The sequence below is a fragment of the Bacillus cereus group sp. Bc061 genome, from assembly GCF_027715825.1.
In the GTDB taxonomy this organism is placed as follows: Bacteria; Bacillota; Bacilli; order Bacillales; family Bacillaceae_G; genus Bacillus_A; species Bacillus_A paranthracis.
The window spans coordinates 890,809-911,704 of the sequence record NZ_JAQFTZ010000001.1 but is presented as its reverse complement, the minus strand read 5'-3'; the positions used below and the strand labels follow the sequence as shown (position 1 = coordinate 911,704).

Sequence of the window (20,896 nt, the reverse complement as noted above, 5' to 3'; positions counted from 1 at the left end):
TTATTCAAACCAAAAAGGTTATACAGGTAACATGAACCTATTTCCTACTTCATATTCTCATCTTTCTACAACTCGTTCCTTCGATTTCGCTTACATTTACCTTACATTTTTGTAAGGTAAAAAAGAAAACACACCATTATGAATTGGTGTGTTTTCTCTTTAAACTCTATTTCCGATTATTTATTTCCTCTTTCATACTTTCCACAAATCCATTTAGTTCAACAACTTCTGATTTTTCTTCCCCATATTTACGTACATTTACAGCTCCGTTCTCCATTTCCTTATCCCCAATAACAAGTACATAAGGAATTTTTTGCATTTGTGCTTCTCTAATTTTATATCCTAATTTTTCATCTCGTACATCTCGTTCGACACGAACACCAACTTGTGCTAATTTATCCGCAATCTCATCTGCGTATTGTACATGGACTGCATTCGAAACTGGAATGACTTTCACTTGAACTGGTGCCACCCATGCCGGGAATGCACCACCAAAGTGCTCAATTAATATTGCTAAAAATCGGTCTAAAGATCCTAATACTGCTCTATGAATGACAACTGGTCTTCTCTTTTCATTCTTCTCATCTATATAATTTAAGTCAAACTTTTCGGGCATTTGGAAATCTAGCTGGATTGTTCCGCACTGATGACTTCTATTTAAAGCATCTTTAATATGGAAGTCAATTTTCGGTCCGTAAAATGCACCGTCACCTTCATTTAGTCTATATTTACAATTCAATGAATGTAATACATTTGCTAACGCCGCTTCTGCTTGTTCCCACAACTTATCATCACCCATTGAATCTTCTGGACGAGTAGAAAGTTCTACTTCATATTCAAATCCAAAAGTTTTATATACATAATCGATTTGCGCCATTACAGATTTGATTTCATCTTCAATTTGTTCTGGAGTTACAAATAAATGTGCATCATCTTGGCAGAAAGTACGTACTCTTAATAATCCGTTTAACGCCCCACTAAATTCATGGCGATGTACTTGACCAAACTCACACATACGAATCGGTAATTCGCGATAAGAATGCAATTTATTTTTGAACATTAACATATGACCTGGGCAGTTCATTGGTTTTAATGCAAAACTTTTATTATCCACTTCTGAGAAATACATATTATCTTTATAATGTCCCCAGTGCCCTGATCTTTCCCATACTTCTTGGTTCATCATGAATGGAGTGCGTACTTCTTGATAATTATATTCTTTTTGAATTTCTCTTAAAAAAGCTTCTAATTCATTACGAATAATTTGACCTTTCGGTAAATAAAACGGCATTCCCGGAGCCTCTTCAGAAAACATAAATAACTCAAGCTCACTCCCTAATTTACGATGATTTCTTTTTGCTGCTTCTTCAACGAAATGTAAATACTCTTCTAATTCTTTCTGGGAAGAGAATGCAACACCATATATACGCTGAAGCACTTGGTTATTACTATCTCCTCGCCAATATGCACCAGAAACGTGAGTTAATTGGAAGGCTTTCAAATAACCTGTAGATGGTAAATGTGGCCCTCTACATAAATCTACAAATTCACCTTGCTTATATAGTGTTACACTTTCCTCACTAGGAATTGCTTCTAAAAGTTCTAATTTCAAGCGATCATTCATTTCTTGAAATAGTTTTGCTGCTTCTTCTCGAGAAACCTCAACTCGTTCTATTTTTAAATTTTCTTTTATAATATTTTTCATTTCTATTTCGATTTTTCGTAAGTCTTCTACATTTACACTACTTGGAAGATCCATATCATAATAAAACCCATTTTCAATAACCGGTCCTACACCAAGGTTTACATTACCATAAATTCTTTTTATAGCTTGCGCTAAAATATGTGCCGCAGAGTGCCTTGCAATTTCTACACCCTCATTTGAATCTATAGTAATGATTTCTACTTCCGCATTTCCTTCAATATTTCGGCGTAAATCATATACCCCATCATTTACTTTCCCTGCGACTGCTTTCTTTTTTAAGCTACTGCTAATGGATCCCGCAATTTCTTCTAAAGTAATTCCTTTTACAAATTCTTTCACGCTACCATCTGGAAATTTAATTTCAATCATTTGTTCTTTCATTTTTCATCTCTCCATTTCATAATAAAAAGCACACTCATCCCTAAAATAGGGACGAGCGTGCTTATACCCGTGGTTCCACCCAGATTCCCATCATAAAAAACATAATGGCTTCATTTACGGTAACGTCGTTTACACGGCACTAGATACTTCATTTCCCCAGTGCAGCTCTAAGGTGGTAAGTTATTTTTCTGCGTTAGGAAGTTCTCAGCTTTCCTTCCTTCTCTGTATAACCGGGGAAAATAACTCGTGTCCTTTTCTTCGCTTATTATGAAATTGAATGCAAAAAAGCATATTCATCCCTAAAATAGGGACGAATATGCTTATATCCGTGGTTCCACCCAGATTCCCATCATAAAAAACATAATGGCTTCTTTTGCGATAACGTCGCTTACACGGCACTAGATACTTCGTTTCCCTAGTGCAGCTCTAAGGTGGTAAGTTATTTTTCTGCGTTAGGAAGTTCTCAGCTTTCCTTCCTTCTCTGTATAACCGGGGAAAATAACTCGTGTCCTTTTCTTTGCTTTTTTAAATACATCCATTAATTGTTATTTACTATATCTTATTCATTTTATTTTTGCAAGTGTTTGGAAAAGATTTTTTATTTAATAAAAAAAGAAACCAAAAAATGTTTTTGGTTTCTCCTTCTCAATTTTACCACTCTTGTGGTTCGTAATTTAAGTCTGCAAATAGACGGCGTTTCTCTTTCTTCGTTAAATCTCTCCACTGTCCAACTGGTAAATTATTTAATTCAATATTCATAATTCTCGTACGTTTTAACGTATATACTTGATATCCTAAAGCTTCACACATACGGCGAATTTGACGATTCAATCCTTGTGTTAAAATAATTTTGAACTCATATTTTGATAACTGTGTGATCTCACAAGGAAGTGTTTTTGTACCTAGAATTTTAACACCCGCTGCCATTTTTTCTAAGAAATCAGGTGTAATTGGCTTATCTACTGAAACGATATATTCTTTCTCATGTTTGTTTTCAGCACGTAAAATTTCATTAACAATATCACCATCATTCGTTAACAAAATTAAACCATCTGAATCTTTATCAAGACGTCCAATGTGACTAATTCGTAATGGATGATTCACTAGATCGATAATATTACCTTTTACTGATTTTTCACTCGTACATGTAATACCTACTGGTTTATTTAAAGCGATATATACGTGATCTCGAGCAATGCGAAGTTGCTCTCCATTTACGCGTACATCATCACCTGGATTCACTTGGTCACCAATTTTTGCAACCTTACCGTTAATAATTACTCTTCTCTCATTAATTAATTTATCTGCTCCGCGTCGAGACGCTTTTCCAGCTTCACTAATAAATTTATTGATACGCAAATTAGGCACATCCTTTTCTAAAAAAATTTCAAGCTCACACTGCTTCTACCGTACAATACAAAAGGGTAAGCCTCCTATTATAACTTAAATATATTAACATGAAAGGGCATATAACGTCTTCTATAAATTACTTATTTATAAGAAAATATCTTTATTATACATTCATTTATGCACTTTTTCCGTGCTTAATATACAAACCATTCTTCCTTACATACAACTTGTTTACCTCTCATATCTTCTATATCTTCATGAATATTAGCTAGTTTATACAACTCAGGGAAAATCTCTTCTACATAATTTTGATGTGCCATTCCATCTTTCCAATAAGTTAACACGATGTAACGATTTTCATTTTGTAAAGACTTCCCAACTACCCCACCTAGCATCCCTTTTATATTTTTCATTCCTTTATTCCAAATTGTTTCTTGTTTATGTAAAAATTGCTTTTCTTTTTCTTCCTTTACATCACATACAGCCGCCCTTACGAAGGATCCTTCTGTAACAACGTCTTTCAAAGGCACTTCTGCTATATCATACAATGTTTGAAATAATTCGATTTCACATGAAAGAAACGTATCCTCTTGATTACTATTTAAATAAATTGTATCGTGAGCACCATTCATAAATGATTGATATGCATTTCTATCTTCCCATAAAGTAAATACACATGCCTCATTTTCATTCCATCCACCAAATTGTCCATAAAAACCATCTAGGTGCTGTATATCACGCCATTTTTCTTGTGCCATTGAAAATAACTCTTTTTTCTCTTCTTCTACTTTACAATAGATTGTTTTTAGTAGCATTTTTAATTTCCCCTTTAGCATATAATTGATCTTCTTCTCACAATAATTAGTTCACATAATATTTTTATAATCACCCTAATACTCTTTATAGATATATAGAACTAATCATATTTAGCAATACATCTATCAAAACATCTATCGAATTTAATTTCAAATAATTCAGAATGAAAAAAAAGATGTAACTCTTAATGAATTACATCTTTAGCTAATCTCCCTTATTCATCTTTTTCTCAAATAAATAATACGTAATTTCTCCCGGATAATGTAATACAGTTACCTTCCGCTCCCCTTTTTTAAAACTAACAGTATGCCCGTTTTCACCTAAGTTCTCCCATCCACTTACCGTTGTAATAGGCATTACACTTATATATTTATAACCCTCTTCCTTATCATCGTTAATATGTATTGCTGACATTGGTACTGGAAAATCTTTAATTTTAGATTCTTTATTCATAAATATGAATGCAATTAAACCAACTAATAACATAGCCATTGAAATATTTGAAACTAGTTTTCTTCTATTCATTTCTACTAAAAATCCTCTTTTCTTACATATTACTTTCATCATTTTACTAACTTTAATTATTTATGTATATAATATATATATATTATATACTTTCTAACCTATTTTCTCTACTTCAAACAACATTATTGTTATATATTATAATTACAAGTTTTTTAATTTTGGAGGCGTTACATATTGCAAAAATTAATTTTTACTAAATGGACAGTTGTTATTTCTATTTTCATCATTTTCGGTACAATTTTCTACGTTACTAATGTTAAAAATAACAAAGAAAAAGCACCTGTAGAAACAACGGATACAAAAACTTTCAAAACGAAATTACAGCCTAAAATTAATGAATTGACTACTAATTATAATGATATCATCGAAAAAGATTGGTTGCCTGCCTGGGAAGAGATTAACACGAACGGTGATTCAGTAGACAGAGATAAACTATTAGTTACAATGAATGCTGTTTCCAAACAATATGAAAACATTATGAATGAAATAGACATTTTGAAAATTAAAGAAGATATATCAGAAGTACAAATACAAGAACAACTTCTTTATTTCACAACTGAATTTAAGGCTGCTTCTAAATTTATGAAAAACGCGGCAGATTTAATTATAGACGGAGCCACTAACTCTACTCCAAACAGTGCAACAATTGAAAATACGAAACATGCTTTAGGGCTTGCAGATCAACATATTGTCATCGCTTTATCTACTTTAACTGAAGTTGAAGAGAAATTAGGACTTTCGAAAAAATAGAATTCTTTACTATTTTAAAATAAAAAATGATTGCATTTCATTAATTGTATATCTATAATGTTTTTATTGATTCTATACACATTCAATTCGTATAGGTTATTAATTTTATAATTCGGATGAACCATTCAGGAGAAGGTCTATTGATCTACCGACGGGGCAAAAAGTTGTTAACCGACTTTGAAACTCTCAGGTCTTGTTTACAAGTAGAACTGCATGGGGACGAATCTCTGGAGAGACTCCCTCCCGCTTTAAATAGCGCGGAGGAAAACGAGCACCGAAGGAGCAAATCCGCTACTATAGCGGATAATCTCTCAGGTAAAAGGACAGAGACAAGCGAAAGAAAATGCCGATTTGTATCGGTTTATTTTTCTATCCCTTGTTTCTCCAGAGACCATTTCATTTACTTGAAGTGGTTTTTATTTTTTCTAAAAAAGGAGAATAAAGATGGAGACAGTAAGTAAAGTATTAGAACAAATCAATCACTATGTGTGGGGATTACCAACGTTGTTGTTACTCGTTGGTACTGGTATTATTCTCACAGTGCGTTTAAAAGGTTTACAGTTTAGTAAACTATTATACGCTCACAAACTAGCTTTTAAAAAATCAGAAGATACATCTTCCTCTGGAGATATTAGCCACTTCCAAGCACTTATGACAGCTATGGCGGCAACGATTGGTATGGGAAATATAGCTGGTGTTGCAACTGCTGTGACGATCGGTGGACCTGGTGCCATCTTTTGGATGTGGATTACTGCTTTGTTTGGTATGGCAACAAAATATGCCGAAGCAATTCTTGCGGTGAAATACCGTGTTAGTAATGAAAATGGTGAATATTCAGGTGGACCAATGTACTATTTAGAACGTGGTTTAGGTAAGAAGTGGCTTGCAGTTTTATTTGCTATATTCGGTACAACTGCTTCTTTCGGTATCGGGAATATGGTGCAATCTAATTCAGTTGCAGAGGCAATGCGAATTAATTTCTCTTTCCCTCCTGCTTTAACTGGTATAGTAATGTCATTTTTAATCGCTATCGTTATTTTAGGCGGTGTAAAAAAAATTGGGAAAGTAACAGGATATGTTGTTCCTATTAAAGCTTTCTTTTATATCATTGCTGGTCTTATCATTATTTTCTATCACTACGATCAAATTCCTGAAGCATTTTCACTTATTTTTTCTGGTGCGTTTAATGGTACTGCAGCTGCTGGTGGTTTTATCGGTGCAACAGTTGCATCAGCTATTCAAATTGGAATGGCGCGCGGCGTATTTGCGAACGAAGCTGGTTTAGGGAGTGCCCCTATTGCCGCGGCGGCTGCAAAAACTGATTCCCCTGCAAAGCAAGCTTTAGTTTCAATGACTGGTACTTTTCTAGATACGTTTATTGTATGTACAATTACAGGGCTAGTATTAATTACTACAGGTGCATGGAAGTCTGGTAAAACTGGGGTTGAAGCTACAACACTTGCGTTTCAATCTGTATTCGGTACTGCTGGTAGTATGATTCTTGGTATCGCAATTATTTTATTCGCCTACTCTACTATTTTAGGCTGGTCGTATTACGGTGAGAAATGCGTGGCTTATTTATTTGGAGAAAGTGCTGTTAAATATTATAAAGCAATCTTTATTGTCATGATTGCTATTGGTGCGAATTTAAAATTAGGCATCGTATGGACATTTGCGGATATTGCAAATGGACTTATGGCGATTCCAAACTTAATTGGTCTTATTGGGTTAAGTGGTATTGTTGTTGCTGAAACGAATCGCTTTTTACAAGCAGAGAAATTGAAAAAAAGTCATAAAAAACAGGCAAGTTAATCTATGAAAAAAGGAATGACTCATACATGATGAGCATTCCTTTTTTCATCCCCTCTTTTACTTTATTACTATCATTAAAAATATATTTATATCAATGTTTACTCCTTTTTATTCCTCCAAAAGTTTTTCACATAAATGTCATAAATCGTATGGTCTAACTATATAGTTGAAAAGGAATGCGACATTAAAGTGTCGCTGAAAAACTCATCCAAGAAAAGGGAGGAAAAATCTTTTGAAAAACAAAATCATTGTTTTCCTATCTGTTTTGTCTTTTATTATTGGTGGTTTCTTCTTTAACACGAATACTTCAAGCGCTGAAACATCATCTACTGATTACGTTCCTAACCAATTAATCGTTAAGTTCAAGCAAAATGCATCTTTAAGTAATGTGCAATCTTTTCATAAATCTGTCGGAGCTAATGTCTTATCTAAAGATGATAAGTTAGGTTTTGAAGTCGTTCAATTTTCAAAAGGTACTGTAAAAGAAAAAATAAAGAGTTATAAAAATAATCCAGATGTGGAATATGCAGAACCGAATTATTACGTTCACGCCTTTTGGACTCCAAACGACCCATATTTTAAAAATCAATATGGATTACAAAAAATTCAAGCTCCACAAGCTTGGGATAGCCAACGAAGTGATCCTGGTGTAAAAGTAGCCATTATTGATACAGGAGTTCAAGGCTCACACCCTGATTTGGCTTCGAAAGTAATTTACGGGCATGATTATGTTGATAACGACAATACATCTGATGATGGGAATGGTCATGGTACACATTGCGCTGGAATTACTGGAGCACTTACGAATAACAGCGTCGGAATTGCTGGTGTTGCCCCACAAACTTCCATTTATGCTGTTCGCGTATTAGATAATCAAGGAAGTGGTACTCTCGATGCTGTAGCGCAAGGTATTCGAGAAGCTGCTGATTCGGGTGCAAAAGTAATTAGTTTAAGTTTAGGAGCTCCAAATGGTGGTACTGCATTACAACAGGCCGTTCAATATGCATGGAATAAAGGCTCTGTTATAGTTGCAGCTGCTGGAAATGCTGGAAATACAAAAGCTAATTACCCTGCTTATTACAGCGAAGTAATTGCAGTTGCTTCTACAGACCAATTAGATAAGAAATCTTCATTTTCTACTTATGGTAGCTGGGTTGATGTTGCAGCACCAGGTTCAAATATATATTCTACTTATAAAGGAAGCACGTATCAATCATTAAGTGGTACATCTATGGCAACACCTCATGTCGCAGGAGTTGCTGCTCTTTTAGCAAATCAAGGATATAGCAATACACAAATTCGCCAAATTATTGAGTCAACTTCTGATAAAATTACTGGTACAGGTACGTACTGGAAAAACGGTAGAGTCAATGCATATAAAGCTGTACAATATGCGAAGCAATTACAAGAAAATAAAGCTTCTTAAGAAATAAAGTAAAACTTTAATCAGTTGATCTACCATTCATGCGGAATAAAATAGAAGGAGAGACTTCTACAACTAAAGCCTCTCCTTCTTATAAACTATATTACTCTCCCTGCTTTTTAACCATATGTAAATACAGAACAAAATCCATCATTGTCGACGAATGACCAAGTTGACGAATCATCGCTGTTATATTTCCTCTATGATATGTACCATGATTTACGACATGTTGTACTAACTCTAAAATTGAAGTTTCTAATTTTCCTACATATGGATTCTCGATAACAAATACAGCATTCACATCTTGTATTGTACTTAAAAAGTCTTTATATTGATCTGCCATGTTTTCAAACATTTTTTCTAATTCATGTAACGATTTGTTTTCCATTTGTTTTCGTAAATCTTCTCGGCCTTGTATTGCTTCATTCATACTTTTACCATGCAATATGTGTAACCACACTTGATCTGTAATATAAATATGGGCAAACGTATCCTTGATTGATGGAAATACACTCTGCATCTGTTCAGTAAAAATCGTCTCATAGTTTGGTAATTCTTTTAGTCGATTGAATAATCGTAGATTAGCCCAAGCATGGTAATCCACTTGTTTTAACATGTACTCTTTCAATCGAAATCGCCTCCTTATTGTATGAAACGAATAGTTTGTTTCTTTATTTCTGATTCTCTATCAGCTTTTGCAATTCCTTTTTCTTCAATTTCTTGTTTATTTATAGTTTTATATTTTACATACGTATGAAATTCCGTTTGAAATGGAAACGGTGTAATCCGAATTGTTTCCTTGTCCACCCATTCAGCTTGTATAGGTTTCTCCTCCTTACTATTAAACATTTCTGTTCCTTCAAAACCATCTTTAAACAAATCAATTTCCTCTTCCTTCTCTACACCCGGTTTATTCATACAGACATATAAAGAAAGTTCATCGCAAAACTTTAATAATCTATAATGCTTATCGAACATCACAAATTGCTCTTTTGTTAGCGTCGTCAATATTCTTTTTTGTCGTTCCAATTCCCCTGTATAAAATGACATCATTTCTTCATCTTCCTCATTTAATGGAAATGATAAAAAATGCTTACTACAAAGTAATGCTCCGTATGGATTGGCATCTTCAATTTCATTCAAACCAATCGTATAAAAGACAAAGCGTAATGAACTTGGACAATCCATAAAAGTATATGGAATATTTTTAGCATCATTTAAAATTGGTACTTTATCAAGTTCTATCCATCCTCTATCATGCTCATATATTGCATCAATTGTCTCTTTTAAATATGTTTCATCTTCAAAAAAATCTTCTTTTATATGCTTCGCAATCTCTCCAGCTAAAAAACCATGATCATGTTGACGAATTAATATACTTTCTTTCTCATCCTTTTCACGAAAAATCATCTGTATACTCCCCCTCATCCTCATATTACAGCGTTTTCTATGCATCAATTCTTAATTAATCCCTAAATATTAGCAGGGATTCAGTTTCTTGCAACGAAATTAACATAACTATATAGCATTCTTTCTAACAATATAAATAGCTTTATCTTTACTATCTATTATACTAAATCATTCATTCCAAAAAATTTTTTTATGAGGTGAAAACATGAACAAAACAGAATTAATTAAAAATGTCGCACAATCAGCTGATATTTCTCAAAAGGATGCTTCTGCAGCTGTACAATCTGTATTTGACACAATTGCTACTGCATTACAGTCTGGCGATAAAGTTCAATTAATCGGCTTTGGAACTTTTGAAGTGCGTGAAAGATCTGCTCGTACAGGACGTAATCCACAAACCGGCGAAGAAATTCAAATCGCTGCTGGTAAAGTTCCTGCATTTAAAGCAGGTAAAGAGTTAAAAGAAGCTGTGAAATAAACAAGAAACCAGCCATTTTATAGGCTGGTTTCTTGTTTTAATTTAGTAATTGCTTTATATTTTCTGCATGATACACCTCGCAAATATAAAATATGCATCTGCAGTTACTTACAATTTGATATTTTCTTGTTGGATACACATGCGCCGAAACAGAGCATCCATCAAATAATTCAATAATATTCCCAGAAGGCTGATATCCTTCATATAATACGTTCCTTCTTACTTCCATCTTTTCTATAAGTTTTTCAACTGGAATGTTTCCACTCTCTAGCTCCCTCTTTATTGTATTTGGTAAAAACGAGGTATCCGCAAAAATGAGATTTTCAGATAATACTTTCCCTTTATAACTAATATTGGATACACGGTAAAGAAATGTTCCGTTTTTATCAAAGAAACTCTTTGCTTCTTTCGGGATATACTGTCTATCCAGCACCTCTTGTTCTAGAACATCAAACTGAACTGTATCATTCAATAACTTTTCTAAAGCATGAATAGATGATGTATCTCCAGAAAATAAAATATTTTTAATTGCTTGTACATTATAAGTGGATTCATTTGTTCTATTTTCCGCTACTAGCATGAGGAACACCTCTTCTATAAAATATTTAATTAAACTTATTTATCATTTAAAAGCGCTACTGCATCCAGCTGTATGATTTCGGTGACTTCTTTACTACATATTGCAATTGAAGCTATATAATCTATACTTGGCCTTAAATCTCTCATCACTGTATTTTCTACTAACTCTTGTCTATCCTGAAAAACTAACAAGTTTGGAGGATCATTTGGAGCTGATATAGTAATATCCACTGGTGGAATCATTAGACCTTCACCTGTCGCTTTGAGCACAGCTTCCTTTCTAGTCCAATATGTTAAAAAACCTTCTATTTTTTGTTCATTTGGCAACTTCATAACTTGCGCTATTTCAATGTCGGTTAATACGCCTTCTACCATTTTCATAACATCAACATCTGGATTCATTTGTTCAACATCAACGCCTACAGGTGCAGACTTTGTAAATGCAACTACAACCCACTCACCCGAATGTGAAACCGATAACTGCGGCATCCCCTCTGGTAATTGTGGTCTACCATGTTGTAACTTACATACTGGGCACAGCCTATCAATTGGCACTTGAACTGGTGACATAGAAAGTATTTTACCTAGAACTAATCTACTAATTACACAACCGATTATAAAACGAGCACGATCTGCCGAATGATGATATGAATTTGCTTTCTCTCGTTCAACATCATTTAGTAAATTGTAATGCCATGATTGTAAATCCGAAATTCTTCCCCACCATATTTGACAATCATTCTCATTCAAAATCGGTATAGAATCTACAACTTTACTTTCTATCATGTAAACTCTCTCCTTCTAAATACCAATATCATTTTATTTCAAAAGACCATTTTCAAACTTATTCATTTACAACTTCTTTCTCTTTTTGTAATACAGGTAACGGTTTTTTCTTCTTTTTTGACATTACCTCTTTATCAGAAATACGTAAAGAAAATAGTAATGCTACGAGTAAAAATATTGCTGATCCAATTAATGCTGCTTGATATGGCAATAAATCTGAATGAGTATTATGTTGCACACTGCTATTTCCAAAACCGGCTAGTATACTAGCTAAAACAGCAACTCCTATCGCTGAACCTAATCGATTTTGCACATTAAATATAGTAGTTGCTCTCCCCATAGAAGGCGGCGTTATATTGTTAAATGCAGAAAATTGAACTGCTCCAACTGATTGGCCTAAGAAAATACCTATGCCAAACAATAATACCCGTATTTGCCAAGGGTTCGTATCGTGATTTACAAAACTTAATAAAATAAAGATAATCGCCGTACAAATTAACCCTATAGAAATTACCTTACGAGCTCCTAATTTCTTATATGACCATGGCACAATCTGTGACGATATCATTAATCCAATGGCCTCTGGGAATGTAGTAAGACCTGATTCCAGTGCGGATGCTCCTATTACATTTTGATACATAAGCGGAAAAACAAATAACATTCCTAGTAAACCAGCTGATGAAAATAATGAAATAAGGCTCATCTTTCTAAAGACTGGTTCTTTTAATAAGCGTAAATCTAACATCGGTTGCTTTACTTTCAGTTCTACGATTATAAACAATGTAATGAATACAACCCCAGCTATCCCAGTACTCATAATTTCTGGAGAAATCCACCCTTTTGACGGTCCCTGGCTGAGTGCATATATGAGCATCGCAAATCCTGGTGCTGATAAAATAAAGCCGAGAGAATCAAAGCGACCAGCTGATTTTTCAACATGCTCTGCTAAAAATAGAAGTCCAAATAGCAATGCAACAATTCCAAATGGTAGATTAATATAAAATGCCCAGCGCCAAGACATTTGATCTACAAAAAAGCCACCAATAATTGGTCCTACTGCCGGTGCGACAGCAATTGGCAACACAATAAACCGAGAAATTTTCGGCCTTTCCTCTGGTGAAAATGTTCGGAATAACATCGCCATCCCAACTGGTGTTAAAAGCCCCCCACCAGCACCTTGAATAATACGAAAAATATTCAAGGATGTAATATCGTTCGCTATCCCACATAACGCAGATGCGGTTGTAAATACGAAAAGAGCAGCTAGAAATACTCTTTTCGTACCGAATCGATCTCCTAACCAACCAGAAATCGGAAGGAAAACAGCTAAGCTAACTAAATATCCAACATTAACTGTCCCCATAGCAGATGGTGGCACTTGCAGTTCCTTACTTATCGTTTGCAGTGCTACATTTACAATCGTTGCGTCCATGGCAGCCATAAACATCGCTGTTATATATACGATGCTTACAACTACTTTTGGATTTATTTTTGCTTTCATTATCGTTTTCCTACTACTATTTTTTCACCAGCTTGATTACTTTTTGGATTCAAATCTGTCCAGGTATTTTCAACATATTGTAAGCAATCGTGCCTGCTAGCTTCTTCATGTACGACATTCCACCCAATAGGTACATCAAGAAAGACAGGCCAGAGAGAATACTGGCCCTCCTCATTTATTAATACTTTATATGTGTAATTATCATTTTCAAATGGATTCGTCATACTCTCCTTACCCCTTTCTTATTCTGCAAATATTTCGCTAATACTTGTCCAATTTCCGTAAGTGGACCTGGCTGACATAGATCTTTATGTCTACAATCAATATCATGCTGCACAATTTTCCCATCTAAATAATTTAGCCATGTATTTGGAGAAATAGGATCAAACCAGTCTGGTATAACAGTAGATCTAAAGAATAAAATATCTCCATTATAAACTTTCGGTACGTATCTCCCTAATAATCCTACCGAATTTACATATGTTTCTTTCAAGTTCAATATAGTCTCTTCTTCAAGACTTGCTAATGCACTTCCATCTGTACGAAGGATTTCAACTGCACTTTCCATCGTAAGTGGTTTACCATCCATGTTATCTGGGTCATATCCGCCTAAAGCAAGTAATGCGATTAACGCTTCCTCTTCAGTAGGCGCTTCCGTATTCGGTAGGAAGTGACCAGGATAAGAATCTAGCATAACGAGTAATTCTACTTCTTCCCCTTCATTTTGTAGTTGCGCTGCCATTGCATGCACAACATTTCCTCCGAGCGACCAACCGAGTAAACGATATGGTCCGTGAGGCTGTACTTCACGAACGTGTTTTAAATAATCCGCTGCCATTTCCTCTAAACTTCTTGGAAGTTCTTCATTTTTAGCGATACCACGTGCTTGCACGCCGTAGATTGGATAATCTGTTCCTAAAGATTTCATAAGTCCTGCATAGCACCAACTTAATCCACCTGCTGGGTGTACACAAAATAGTGGCAATTGGTTTCCGCTTGCTCGTAACGGAAGCAACACATCGAGTGCACTTTGTCCATTTCCCACTTCAAGTCTTTCAGCAAGGCCTGCAACAGTAGGTGCTGCAAATAAAGTTCCGATATTTAATTCGATCCCAAGTGCTTCTTTAATACGGCTCATAAGCTGCACTGCAAGGAGTGAATGACCACCTAAATCAAAGAATCCGTCATCAATTCCAATTTGAGGTACACTTAGCACTTCTGTAAACAAGTCACATAACATTTCTTCTTGCGGTGTTCTTGGTCCACGACTAGAAGATGATACGATAAATTCTGGAGCTGGCAATGCCTTTCTATCTAACTTACCGTTCGGAGTTAAAGGGAACTCATTTACTACTACAAAAGCGTATGGAACCATATAATCTGGTAAACTACCACTAGCAAACTGACGCATTTCATTCATATCAATCGCTTCATTATTTGATGCGACGATATAAGAAACTAATCGTTTATCCCCTGGTTGATCTTCCCGTACAATAACTGCTACTTGCTCAACTGTAGGGTGTTTCATTATGACCGCTTCTATTTCTCCTAATTCAATTCGGAATCCACGAATTTTTATTTGATGATCTGCACGTCCTATATAATCTAGCGTCCCATCTTGACGCCAGCGTGCTAAGTCTCCAGTACGATACATTCTTGTACCTGGCTTGCCAAATGGATCTGCAATAAAACGTTCTGCAGTTAAACCTGCCCTTCCTAAATATCCACGAGCAAGCCCTGCACCTGCAACATACATTTCTCCAACTACTCCAGGTGGCACTGGTTGTAAATAATGATCTAATACGTATACTTTAAGATCAGGTATACTGCACCCAATTAAACTATTTGCTCGTAAAGAAACGGTACTCTCATCTAGCTCAATATAACTAACATGTACTGTCGTCTCAGTAATACCGTACATATTAATAAGCTTCGGTGCGTTATGAGGATGTCGACTATACCAATCTTCTAATCGACTTAGCTCAAGTGCTTCACCTCCAAAAACAACATATCGTAAAGATAATTGTTGGCCAATCTCTTTATTTTCACGATCTGCTTGCATCAATTGATAGAACGCTGATGGAGTTTGGTTTAAAACAGTTACCTTTTCTTTAACAAGAAGCTGTAAAAATTCTTTCGGCGAGCGACTTACAGTATGTGGAACTACAACTAAGCGCCCTCCGTATAATAAAGGTCCCCAAATTTCCCAAACCGAGAAATCAAAAGCATATGAATGGAACATCGTCCACACATCGTTTCCATCAAACTGGAACCAATGATCAGTTGCTCCTAAAAGTCTTACTACATTTTGATGAGGTATCATAACGCCTTTCGGTCTACCTGTTGAACCTGATGTATAAATAACGTAAGCAATATGTGATGGAGTTAATGGCTTCACGCGCTCCATTTCATCAATATTGTCTTCACTATGTTTCTCAATTTCTTCTATTACTTTTACATTATCAACTAAAACTTTTAGTGCCTCATTACATTCAATTTCCACTTCTGAATTCGTTAAAACACATGATGGTTTCGCATCGTGTAGCATAAAAGAAATACGGTCTGCTGGGTAATCTGGATCTAACGGAAGGTATCCAGCACCAGCTTTAAGAACAGCTAATAAGCTTACAACCATGTTTAATGATCTTGGCATCGCTAAAGCAACGAGTTGATCAGGACCAATTCCTTTTGCTATTAGGAATCGAGCTATTTTATTTGCTTTTCTATTTAACTCTTCATAAGTTAATTTCTTATTTTCAAAGACGACAGCAATAGAATTTGGATTTATATGAACCTGCTTTTCAAATAATTGTGGCAATGTCATTTCTGGCGCAATTTGAAAACCACCATTCCACTTTTCTAACACTGTATTTTTCTCTGCTAAAGTTAATATTTCTAATCTGCCAATGGATTGATCTGGATTTGTCGCCGCATCATCTAATAACAAAATGAATCGTTCTATTAGTTTTTGAACCGTTTCATGTTTATATAAATCGGTACTAAACTCTAGTAAACCATGTAAACCGTTCGGAGTACCATCAACCCCGTGACTCTCACTAATTTCAAATGTTAAATCAAACTTCGCAGAGCCAACACTTTGAATTTCAAGGCTCGTTTCTATATCCGGGACATCAAAGATTGCTTCTGGCGTATTTTGGAAAGCTAACATAACTTGAAATAGCGGATGACTATTTCGAGTACGCACCGGGTTTAACACTTCAACGAGTCGTTCAAATGGAACATCTTGATTTTCATAAGCTGCAAGATTTGTCTGCTTCACTCTATTTAATAATTCTTTAAAACTTGGATCTCCTGAAGTATTTGTACGTAACACTAATGTATTTACAAATAAACCAACAATATCTGAAAGTACATCATCATTTCTTCCAGCAATCGGACTTCCAATTGGTATATCAGTGCCTGCACCTAATCTTGTAAATAGCGCACTTAGTCCTGCTTGCAATACCATAAACAAACTAACTCCGTTTTTCCGTGCGAGCTCTACTAACCTACTATGCATACCTGCATCTATATGAAAATGAATTGTTTCTCCTCTGTAACTCGTTTCCATTGGACGCTGATAATCTGTAGGTAACTCCAATTGATCTGGTAATCCCTTTAACTCTTTCTTCCAAAAATCTAATTGTGTTGAAATGAGACTTTCTTGTGTAGTTTCATCCCCTAACAATTGCTGTTGCCAAAGTGCATAATCTGCGTATTGAACTGGAAGTGTCTCCAGCTGTACTTTGTTCCCTTGACATCGCGCTTTATACGCCGCTGTAAAATCTCTCGTCAACGGTTGTAACGACCAGCCATCTCCTACAATATGATGCAATAGAATTAGTAATACATGTTCGTTTTCATTCACTGTAAATAGTTGCAAACGAACTGCTGGTTCAACATCGAGGTTAAAGCTATATCTTACCGCTTCTGCAAGCGCATTTTCTAATTCCTCTTTACATATTTTTGTTTTAATTATTTCTAGATTTAAATCTTCTATATCTAAAATTTTCTGATAGGAACTACCTAATACGTTAGGGAAAATTGTTCTAAGTGTTTCATGTTTCTCGACTACATCATAAAAGGCACCTTGTAATGCTCCCTCGTTCAACTTTCCAGACAAACGAATGACTAACGGAATATTATAAGTAGGACTTGGACCTTCTAAACAATGTAAGAACCATAATCTACGCTGTGCAAATGAAAGTGGAACTTCATTTGGCCTACTTACTTTCTTAATCGCTGGTCTTGCAGTTTTTGCTCGATCCAATTGTTTCACTAATTCAGCAACAGTTGGCGATTCAAATAGTTTTCCAATTCCTAATTCGACACTTAACGTTTCACGAATTCTTGCCATTAAACGCGATGCAAGAAGCGAATGTCCACCCATTTCAAAGAAATTATCATCAATGCTAATGCGAGAAACACCAAGTACTTCTGCAAATAAATCACATAATATTTCTTCTTTCGGATTTCTAGCAACTCTCTCATTGTTCATGCCATTAAAATCAGGAGCAGGTAATTTCTTTCTATCAACCTTTCCATTTGGCGTTAATGGTAATTCTTCTAGCCATACAAATGCTGATGGCACCATATAATTCGCTAAACTTTCTGAAACATAAGAACGAATTTCTGAAAGATGAATCGTTTCCTTCTCTTCGGCAACAATATACGCAATGATTCGTTTATCATTTGGACGATCTTCTCGTACCATAACCACTGCTTGCTTAATATTTTCATGGCGTTGTAATACCATTTCAATTTCAGCTAATTCAATTCGGAAACCACGAATTTTAATTTGATGATCTGCGCGGTTCATGTACTCTAAAACACCATCACTGCGCCATTTTACTAGATCACCTGTACGGTACATGCGCTGCCCTGGTTTTCCATAAGGATTTGCAACAAACCGTTCAGCTGTTAACTCCGGTTTTCCTAAATATCCGCTTGCAAGCCCTTCCCCTGCAATATACAATTCACCAATTACTCCAGGTGGTACTGGTTGTAAACCTGCATCTAATACATACACGTCTGTATTCCAAATTGGCTTTCCAATAGGAGGTATACCACTTTCCCTTTCATCGATGTTCATGACAGTAGACCAAATAGTCGTTTCAGTTGGTCCATATAAATTAGTTAATGAACAACCTAATTCTTTTAATTTATTTGCTAAATGCGCTGGAAGAGCTTCACCACCAACTAGTATGTTTAGCCCTTGTAGCTTCTCTGGATAATCAGTTACTAACGCCTGCCAAAGCGTCGGTGTAGCCTGCATAATGGTCACTCTTTCTTCCTGTAAAAGTGTCGTTAATGCAGAAGGCTCTTGAATGTCTTCCTTTTGCGCAATTGTTAAACTTGCACCACTAATAAGAGGTAAATAAATTTCTAGAGCAGAAATATCAAACGCAAATGTTGTCACTGCTAATAAATGATCATGTTCATGTAACGAAAACTTTTGTTGCATAGCCATTAAAAAGTTACTTAAACCTCTCATAGGAACAATTACACCTTTTGGGTTACCCGTTGAGCCTGAAGTATATATTGTATAGGCTGGGTTTAAAATTGATACATCATTCTTACATTCTATATTCATACGAGAATATGTATGTAATGCTAGTTTCGTTTCTTCGTCATCTAATACAATTTTTTTCATATCATTTTCTATAACTAACTTAGATGAAACAGATGAATGTGTTATGATACAAACTGGTTTTGCATCATTTACTATATAATTTATTCGCTCAGCTGGGTATTCTGGATCTATTGGTAAATACGCTGCACCAGCCTTTAAAACTGCTAGCATACTAGTTACCATTTCTATTGATCTTGGAAATACTAAAGCTACAAACTGATTTGGTCTTATTCCTTCTTCTACTAAATAATGTGCTAGTTCATTCGCTCGTTCATTTAGCTCTTTATACGTAAAGTTTACACCGTCACAAGTAATCGCTAGTTTATTTGGAGTTTTTTGCACTTGTTTTTCAAATGATATAGGTAGACTGATTAACTCATCGTCTTCCTTCGTTTCATTCCATTCCAATAAAACTTTATGATTTTCTTCAGGAAGAGTAATATTTATTTTTCCAATCGACTCGTCTTTTTGATAAGCATTTATCATTAATTCTAATAATTGCATAAATCTTTCTTTATGCAATGCTAGCTCCACACCATTATATACTTCCGGATTCGCATCAAAATGAATCATTAGCTCATTTTGATCAAAACGTTTATATACATTTATTGATAAATCATCGACAGGTCCTGCTGATAAATTATGTGTAATACCACGATTCCCACCAAAGTTAAGCCCGTAATCAAAAGGCATAACATTCACTAACGGTCCAAATAACCTTTGATTTTCACCTAATAACTTTAAGTCTCTTCTTAATTCCTCATGACGGTATTTATGATGGCGACGTACGTCTCGGATTTCTTTAGAAACTTGCTGTAATAATTCTACGAGAGTTATATTTGGGGTTACAGTAAGACGAAGTGGTACTAAATTCATTACCATACTCGGTGTATGAATAGATACAGAACCTAGACGTCCCATCATCTGTAAACCTAAAACAATATCATTTTCACCTGTTAGTTTATGCATATAAATACTTGTTACAGCGACAATGAATTCCGGCCAACTTATTAACGAAATATTGATATCTTCTAGTAAAGTTTTCGTACTAGAACTACATAAATAAGCTGTTTCGCGTAAAAATCCATTTGATGTTCTCGGTGCTCGTTCTGCCAAACTTACAACTTCTGGTTCATCCACAAATTTTTCTAACCAAAAAGTACGATCTTCCTGAAATTGTTTAGACTCACGATACTCCATATCTTCTTGCACAACTTTTGCAAGAGAACCAAATGTCTTTTCATTCTTGTTTGTTTCTTCTATAAGTGATGTATACTCATTCGCTACCTTTTGGCTAAGAAGTGAAAATCCATAGCCATCCATCACAATGTGATGGATGCGCTGATACCAAAAGAAACGATTATTTTCAACTTGAATAAGTGCTTCAGTAAATAAAGTATCTTTTTTCAAATCGACTGGCATAGATAAATCATTTTTCATCCATGCTTTAGCAGCTTCTTCAGGGTTTTCTTCTTTACGTACGTCAATAAAATGCATATGAAACTGTGATTCTTCAATAACTTGCCATGGGCCAATTTCATCCTCTTCGAAGCGAACATGAAGTGCTTCTGCTTCCATTACAACTTTACGTACAGCTAATTCAAAAATGTCTTGATGAATATTTCCGTTTATTTCTACATATTCCCCAGTATTATAAATTGAATTAAGTGGATCTAATTTTTGCGCAAACCACATACCAGACTGCGCAGATGATAACGAATGACGAACCTTTTGACTATTAGGCATTC

15 protein-coding genes, 1 riboswitch and 2 other annotated features are annotated in these 20,896 nt (G+C 35.2%); of the genes, 4 read left to right on the top strand and 11 right to left on the bottom strand.

Going from position 1 to position 20,896, the window contains the following annotated elements; translation table 11 throughout:
• Positions 1–166 precede the first annotated feature (166 nt).
• The 4 genes from thrS to PDQ40_RS04650 form a co-directional block, all read right to left on the bottom strand.
• Positions 167–2,086, bottom strand: coding sequence for a threonine--tRNA ligase (gene thrS / locus PDQ40_RS04665; protein WP_270691253.1), 1,920 nt, complete (start codon positions 2,084–2,086; stop codon positions 167–169).
• 44 nt (positions 2,087–2,130) lie between these two features.
• Positions 2,131–2,354, bottom strand: a binding site (T-box leader).
• A gap of 35 nt (positions 2,355–2,389) precedes the next feature.
• Positions 2,390–2,613, bottom strand: a binding site (T-box leader).
• A gap of 124 nt (positions 2,614–2,737) precedes the next feature.
• Entirely contained in the window at positions 2,738–3,445 is a 708-nt protein-coding gene (rluF, locus tag PDQ40_RS04660; protein ID WP_001222168.1) for a 23S rRNA pseudouridine(2604) synthase RluF, read from the bottom strand.
• Between the two features lie 185 nt (positions 3,446–3,630).
• Positions 3,631–4,251 carry a YdbC family protein gene (locus PDQ40_RS04655; protein WP_074540002.1) on the bottom strand — a complete coding sequence of 207 codons (621 nt, stop codon included), beginning with the start codon at positions 4,249–4,251 and terminating at the stop codon, positions 3,631–3,633.
• Between the two features lie 205 nt (positions 4,252–4,456).
• Positions 4,457–4,819 (bottom strand): hypothetical protein, encoded by a 363-nt coding sequence (locus tag PDQ40_RS04650; RefSeq protein ID WP_270691252.1) that lies wholly within the window; start codon positions 4,817–4,819, stop codon positions 4,457–4,459.
• A 132-nt stretch (positions 4,820–4,951) separates the two neighbouring features.
• On the opposite strand from PDQ40_RS04650, the gene PDQ40_RS04645 reads away from it, so the two are divergent.
• From PDQ40_RS04645 to PDQ40_RS04635, 3 genes are all read left to right on the top strand, one after another.
• A complete protein-coding gene (locus PDQ40_RS04645) occupies positions 4,952–5,527 on the top strand; it encodes a hypothetical protein (protein ID WP_270691251.1) in 576 nt (191 codons plus the stop codon).
• 217 nt (positions 5,528–5,744) lie between these two features.
• Positions 5,745–5,864: riboswitch (glycine riboswitch) on the top strand.
• A gap of 107 nt (positions 5,865–5,971) precedes the next feature.
• Complete coding sequence (locus tag PDQ40_RS04640) at positions 5,972–7,339, top strand: alanine/glycine:cation symporter family protein (RefSeq protein ID WP_000451020.1); 1,368 nt, start codon at positions 5,972–5,974, stop codon at positions 7,337–7,339.
• Positions 7,340–7,571: 232 nt separating this feature from the next.
• Positions 7,572–8,765, top strand: coding sequence for a S8 family peptidase (locus tag PDQ40_RS04635; protein WP_000790931.1), 1,194 nt, complete (start codon positions 7,572–7,574; stop codon positions 8,763–8,765).
• 100 nt (positions 8,766–8,865) lie between these two features.
• On the opposite strand, the gene PDQ40_RS04630 is transcribed toward PDQ40_RS04635, so the two are convergent.
• Both PDQ40_RS04630 and PDQ40_RS04625 read right to left on the bottom strand, forming a co-directional pair.
• Complete coding sequence (locus tag PDQ40_RS04630; RefSeq protein ID WP_000666447.1) at positions 8,866–9,390, bottom strand: DinB family protein; 525 nt, start codon at positions 9,388–9,390, stop codon at positions 8,866–8,868.
• Between the two features lie 14 nt (positions 9,391–9,404).
• Positions 9,405–10,172, bottom strand: a complete 768-nt coding sequence (locus PDQ40_RS04625; protein WP_000577265.1) for a DUF3891 family protein — start codon at positions 10,170–10,172, stop codon at positions 9,405–9,407.
• Positions 10,173–10,377: 205 nt separating this feature from the next.
• Between PDQ40_RS04625 and PDQ40_RS04620 the strand changes: the two genes are divergently transcribed.
• On the top strand, positions 10,378–10,650 hold the full coding sequence (locus tag PDQ40_RS04620) for an HU family DNA-binding protein (protein WP_001043907.1): 273 nt from the start codon (positions 10,378–10,380) through the stop codon (positions 10,648–10,650).
• A 37-nt stretch (positions 10,651–10,687) separates the two neighbouring features.
• Here PDQ40_RS04620 and PDQ40_RS04615 read toward each other — a convergent pair whose 3' ends face one another.
• The 5 genes from PDQ40_RS04615 to PDQ40_RS04595 are packed head-to-tail and all read right to left on the bottom strand — an operon-like array spanning position 10,688 to position 20,894.
• Positions 10,688–11,230: a hypothetical protein gene (locus PDQ40_RS04615; protein WP_000959145.1), complete on the bottom strand. Its 543-nt coding sequence runs from the start codon at positions 11,228–11,230 to the stop codon at positions 10,688–10,690.
• A 35-nt stretch (positions 11,231–11,265) separates the two neighbouring features.
• Complete coding sequence (sfp, locus tag PDQ40_RS04610) at positions 11,266–12,015, bottom strand: 4'-phosphopantetheinyl transferase Sfp (protein WP_000572990.1); 750 nt, start codon at positions 12,013–12,015, stop codon at positions 11,266–11,268.
• 58 nt (positions 12,016–12,073) lie between these two features.
• Positions 12,074–13,516, bottom strand: a complete 1,443-nt coding sequence (locus PDQ40_RS04605; RefSeq protein WP_000644781.1) for an MDR family MFS transporter — start codon at positions 13,514–13,516, stop codon at positions 12,074–12,076.
• Entirely contained in the window at positions 13,516–13,740 is a 225-nt protein-coding gene (locus tag PDQ40_RS04600; protein ID WP_000184064.1) for an MbtH family protein, read from the bottom strand. The genes PDQ40_RS04605 and PDQ40_RS04600 overlap by 1 nt, the downstream gene beginning before the upstream one ends.
• Entirely contained in the window at positions 13,737–20,894 is a 7,158-nt protein-coding gene (locus PDQ40_RS04595; protein WP_270691250.1) for an amino acid adenylation domain-containing protein, read from the bottom strand. The genes PDQ40_RS04600 and PDQ40_RS04595 overlap by 4 nt, the downstream gene beginning before the upstream one ends.
• Between the last annotated feature and the right edge of the window lie 2 nt (positions 20,895–20,896).

Coding starts and splice junctions, on each gene's coding strand:
- PDQ40_RS04620 (WP_001043907.1), top strand. CDS start 10,378: ATGAACAAAACAGAATTAATTAAAAATGTCGCACAATCAGCTGATATT.
- PDQ40_RS04605 (WP_000644781.1), bottom strand. CDS start 13,516: ATGAAAGCAAAAATAAATCCAAAAGTAGTTGTAAGCATCGTATATATA.
- sfp (WP_000572990.1), bottom strand. CDS start 12,015: ATGATAGAAAGTAAAGTTGTAGATTCTATACCGATTTTGAATGAGAAT.
- PDQ40_RS04595 (WP_270691250.1), bottom strand. CDS start 20,894: ATGCCTAATAGTCAAAAGGTTCGTCATTCGTTATCATCTGCGCAGTCT.
- PDQ40_RS04615 (WP_000959145.1), bottom strand. CDS start 11,230: ATGCTAGTAGCGGAAAATAGAACAAATGAATCCACTTATAATGTACAA.
- thrS (WP_270691253.1), bottom strand. CDS start 2,086: ATGAAAGAACAAATGATTGAAATTAAATTTCCAGATGGTAGCGTGAAA.
- PDQ40_RS04650 (WP_270691252.1), bottom strand. CDS start 4,819: ATGATGAAAGTAATATGTAAGAAAAGAGGATTTTTAGTAGAAATGAAT.
- PDQ40_RS04655 (WP_074540002.1), bottom strand. CDS start 4,251: ATGCTACTAAAAACAATCTATTGTAAAGTAGAAGAAGAGAAAAAAGAG.
- PDQ40_RS04625 (WP_000577265.1), bottom strand. CDS start 10,172: ATGATTTTTCGTGAAAAGGATGAGAAAGAAAGTATATTAATTCGTCAA.
- PDQ40_RS04600 (WP_000184064.1), bottom strand. CDS start 13,740: ATGACGAATCCATTTGAAAATGATAATTACACATATAAAGTATTAATA.
- PDQ40_RS04640 (WP_000451020.1), top strand. CDS start 5,972: ATGGAGACAGTAAGTAAAGTATTAGAACAAATCAATCACTATGTGTGG.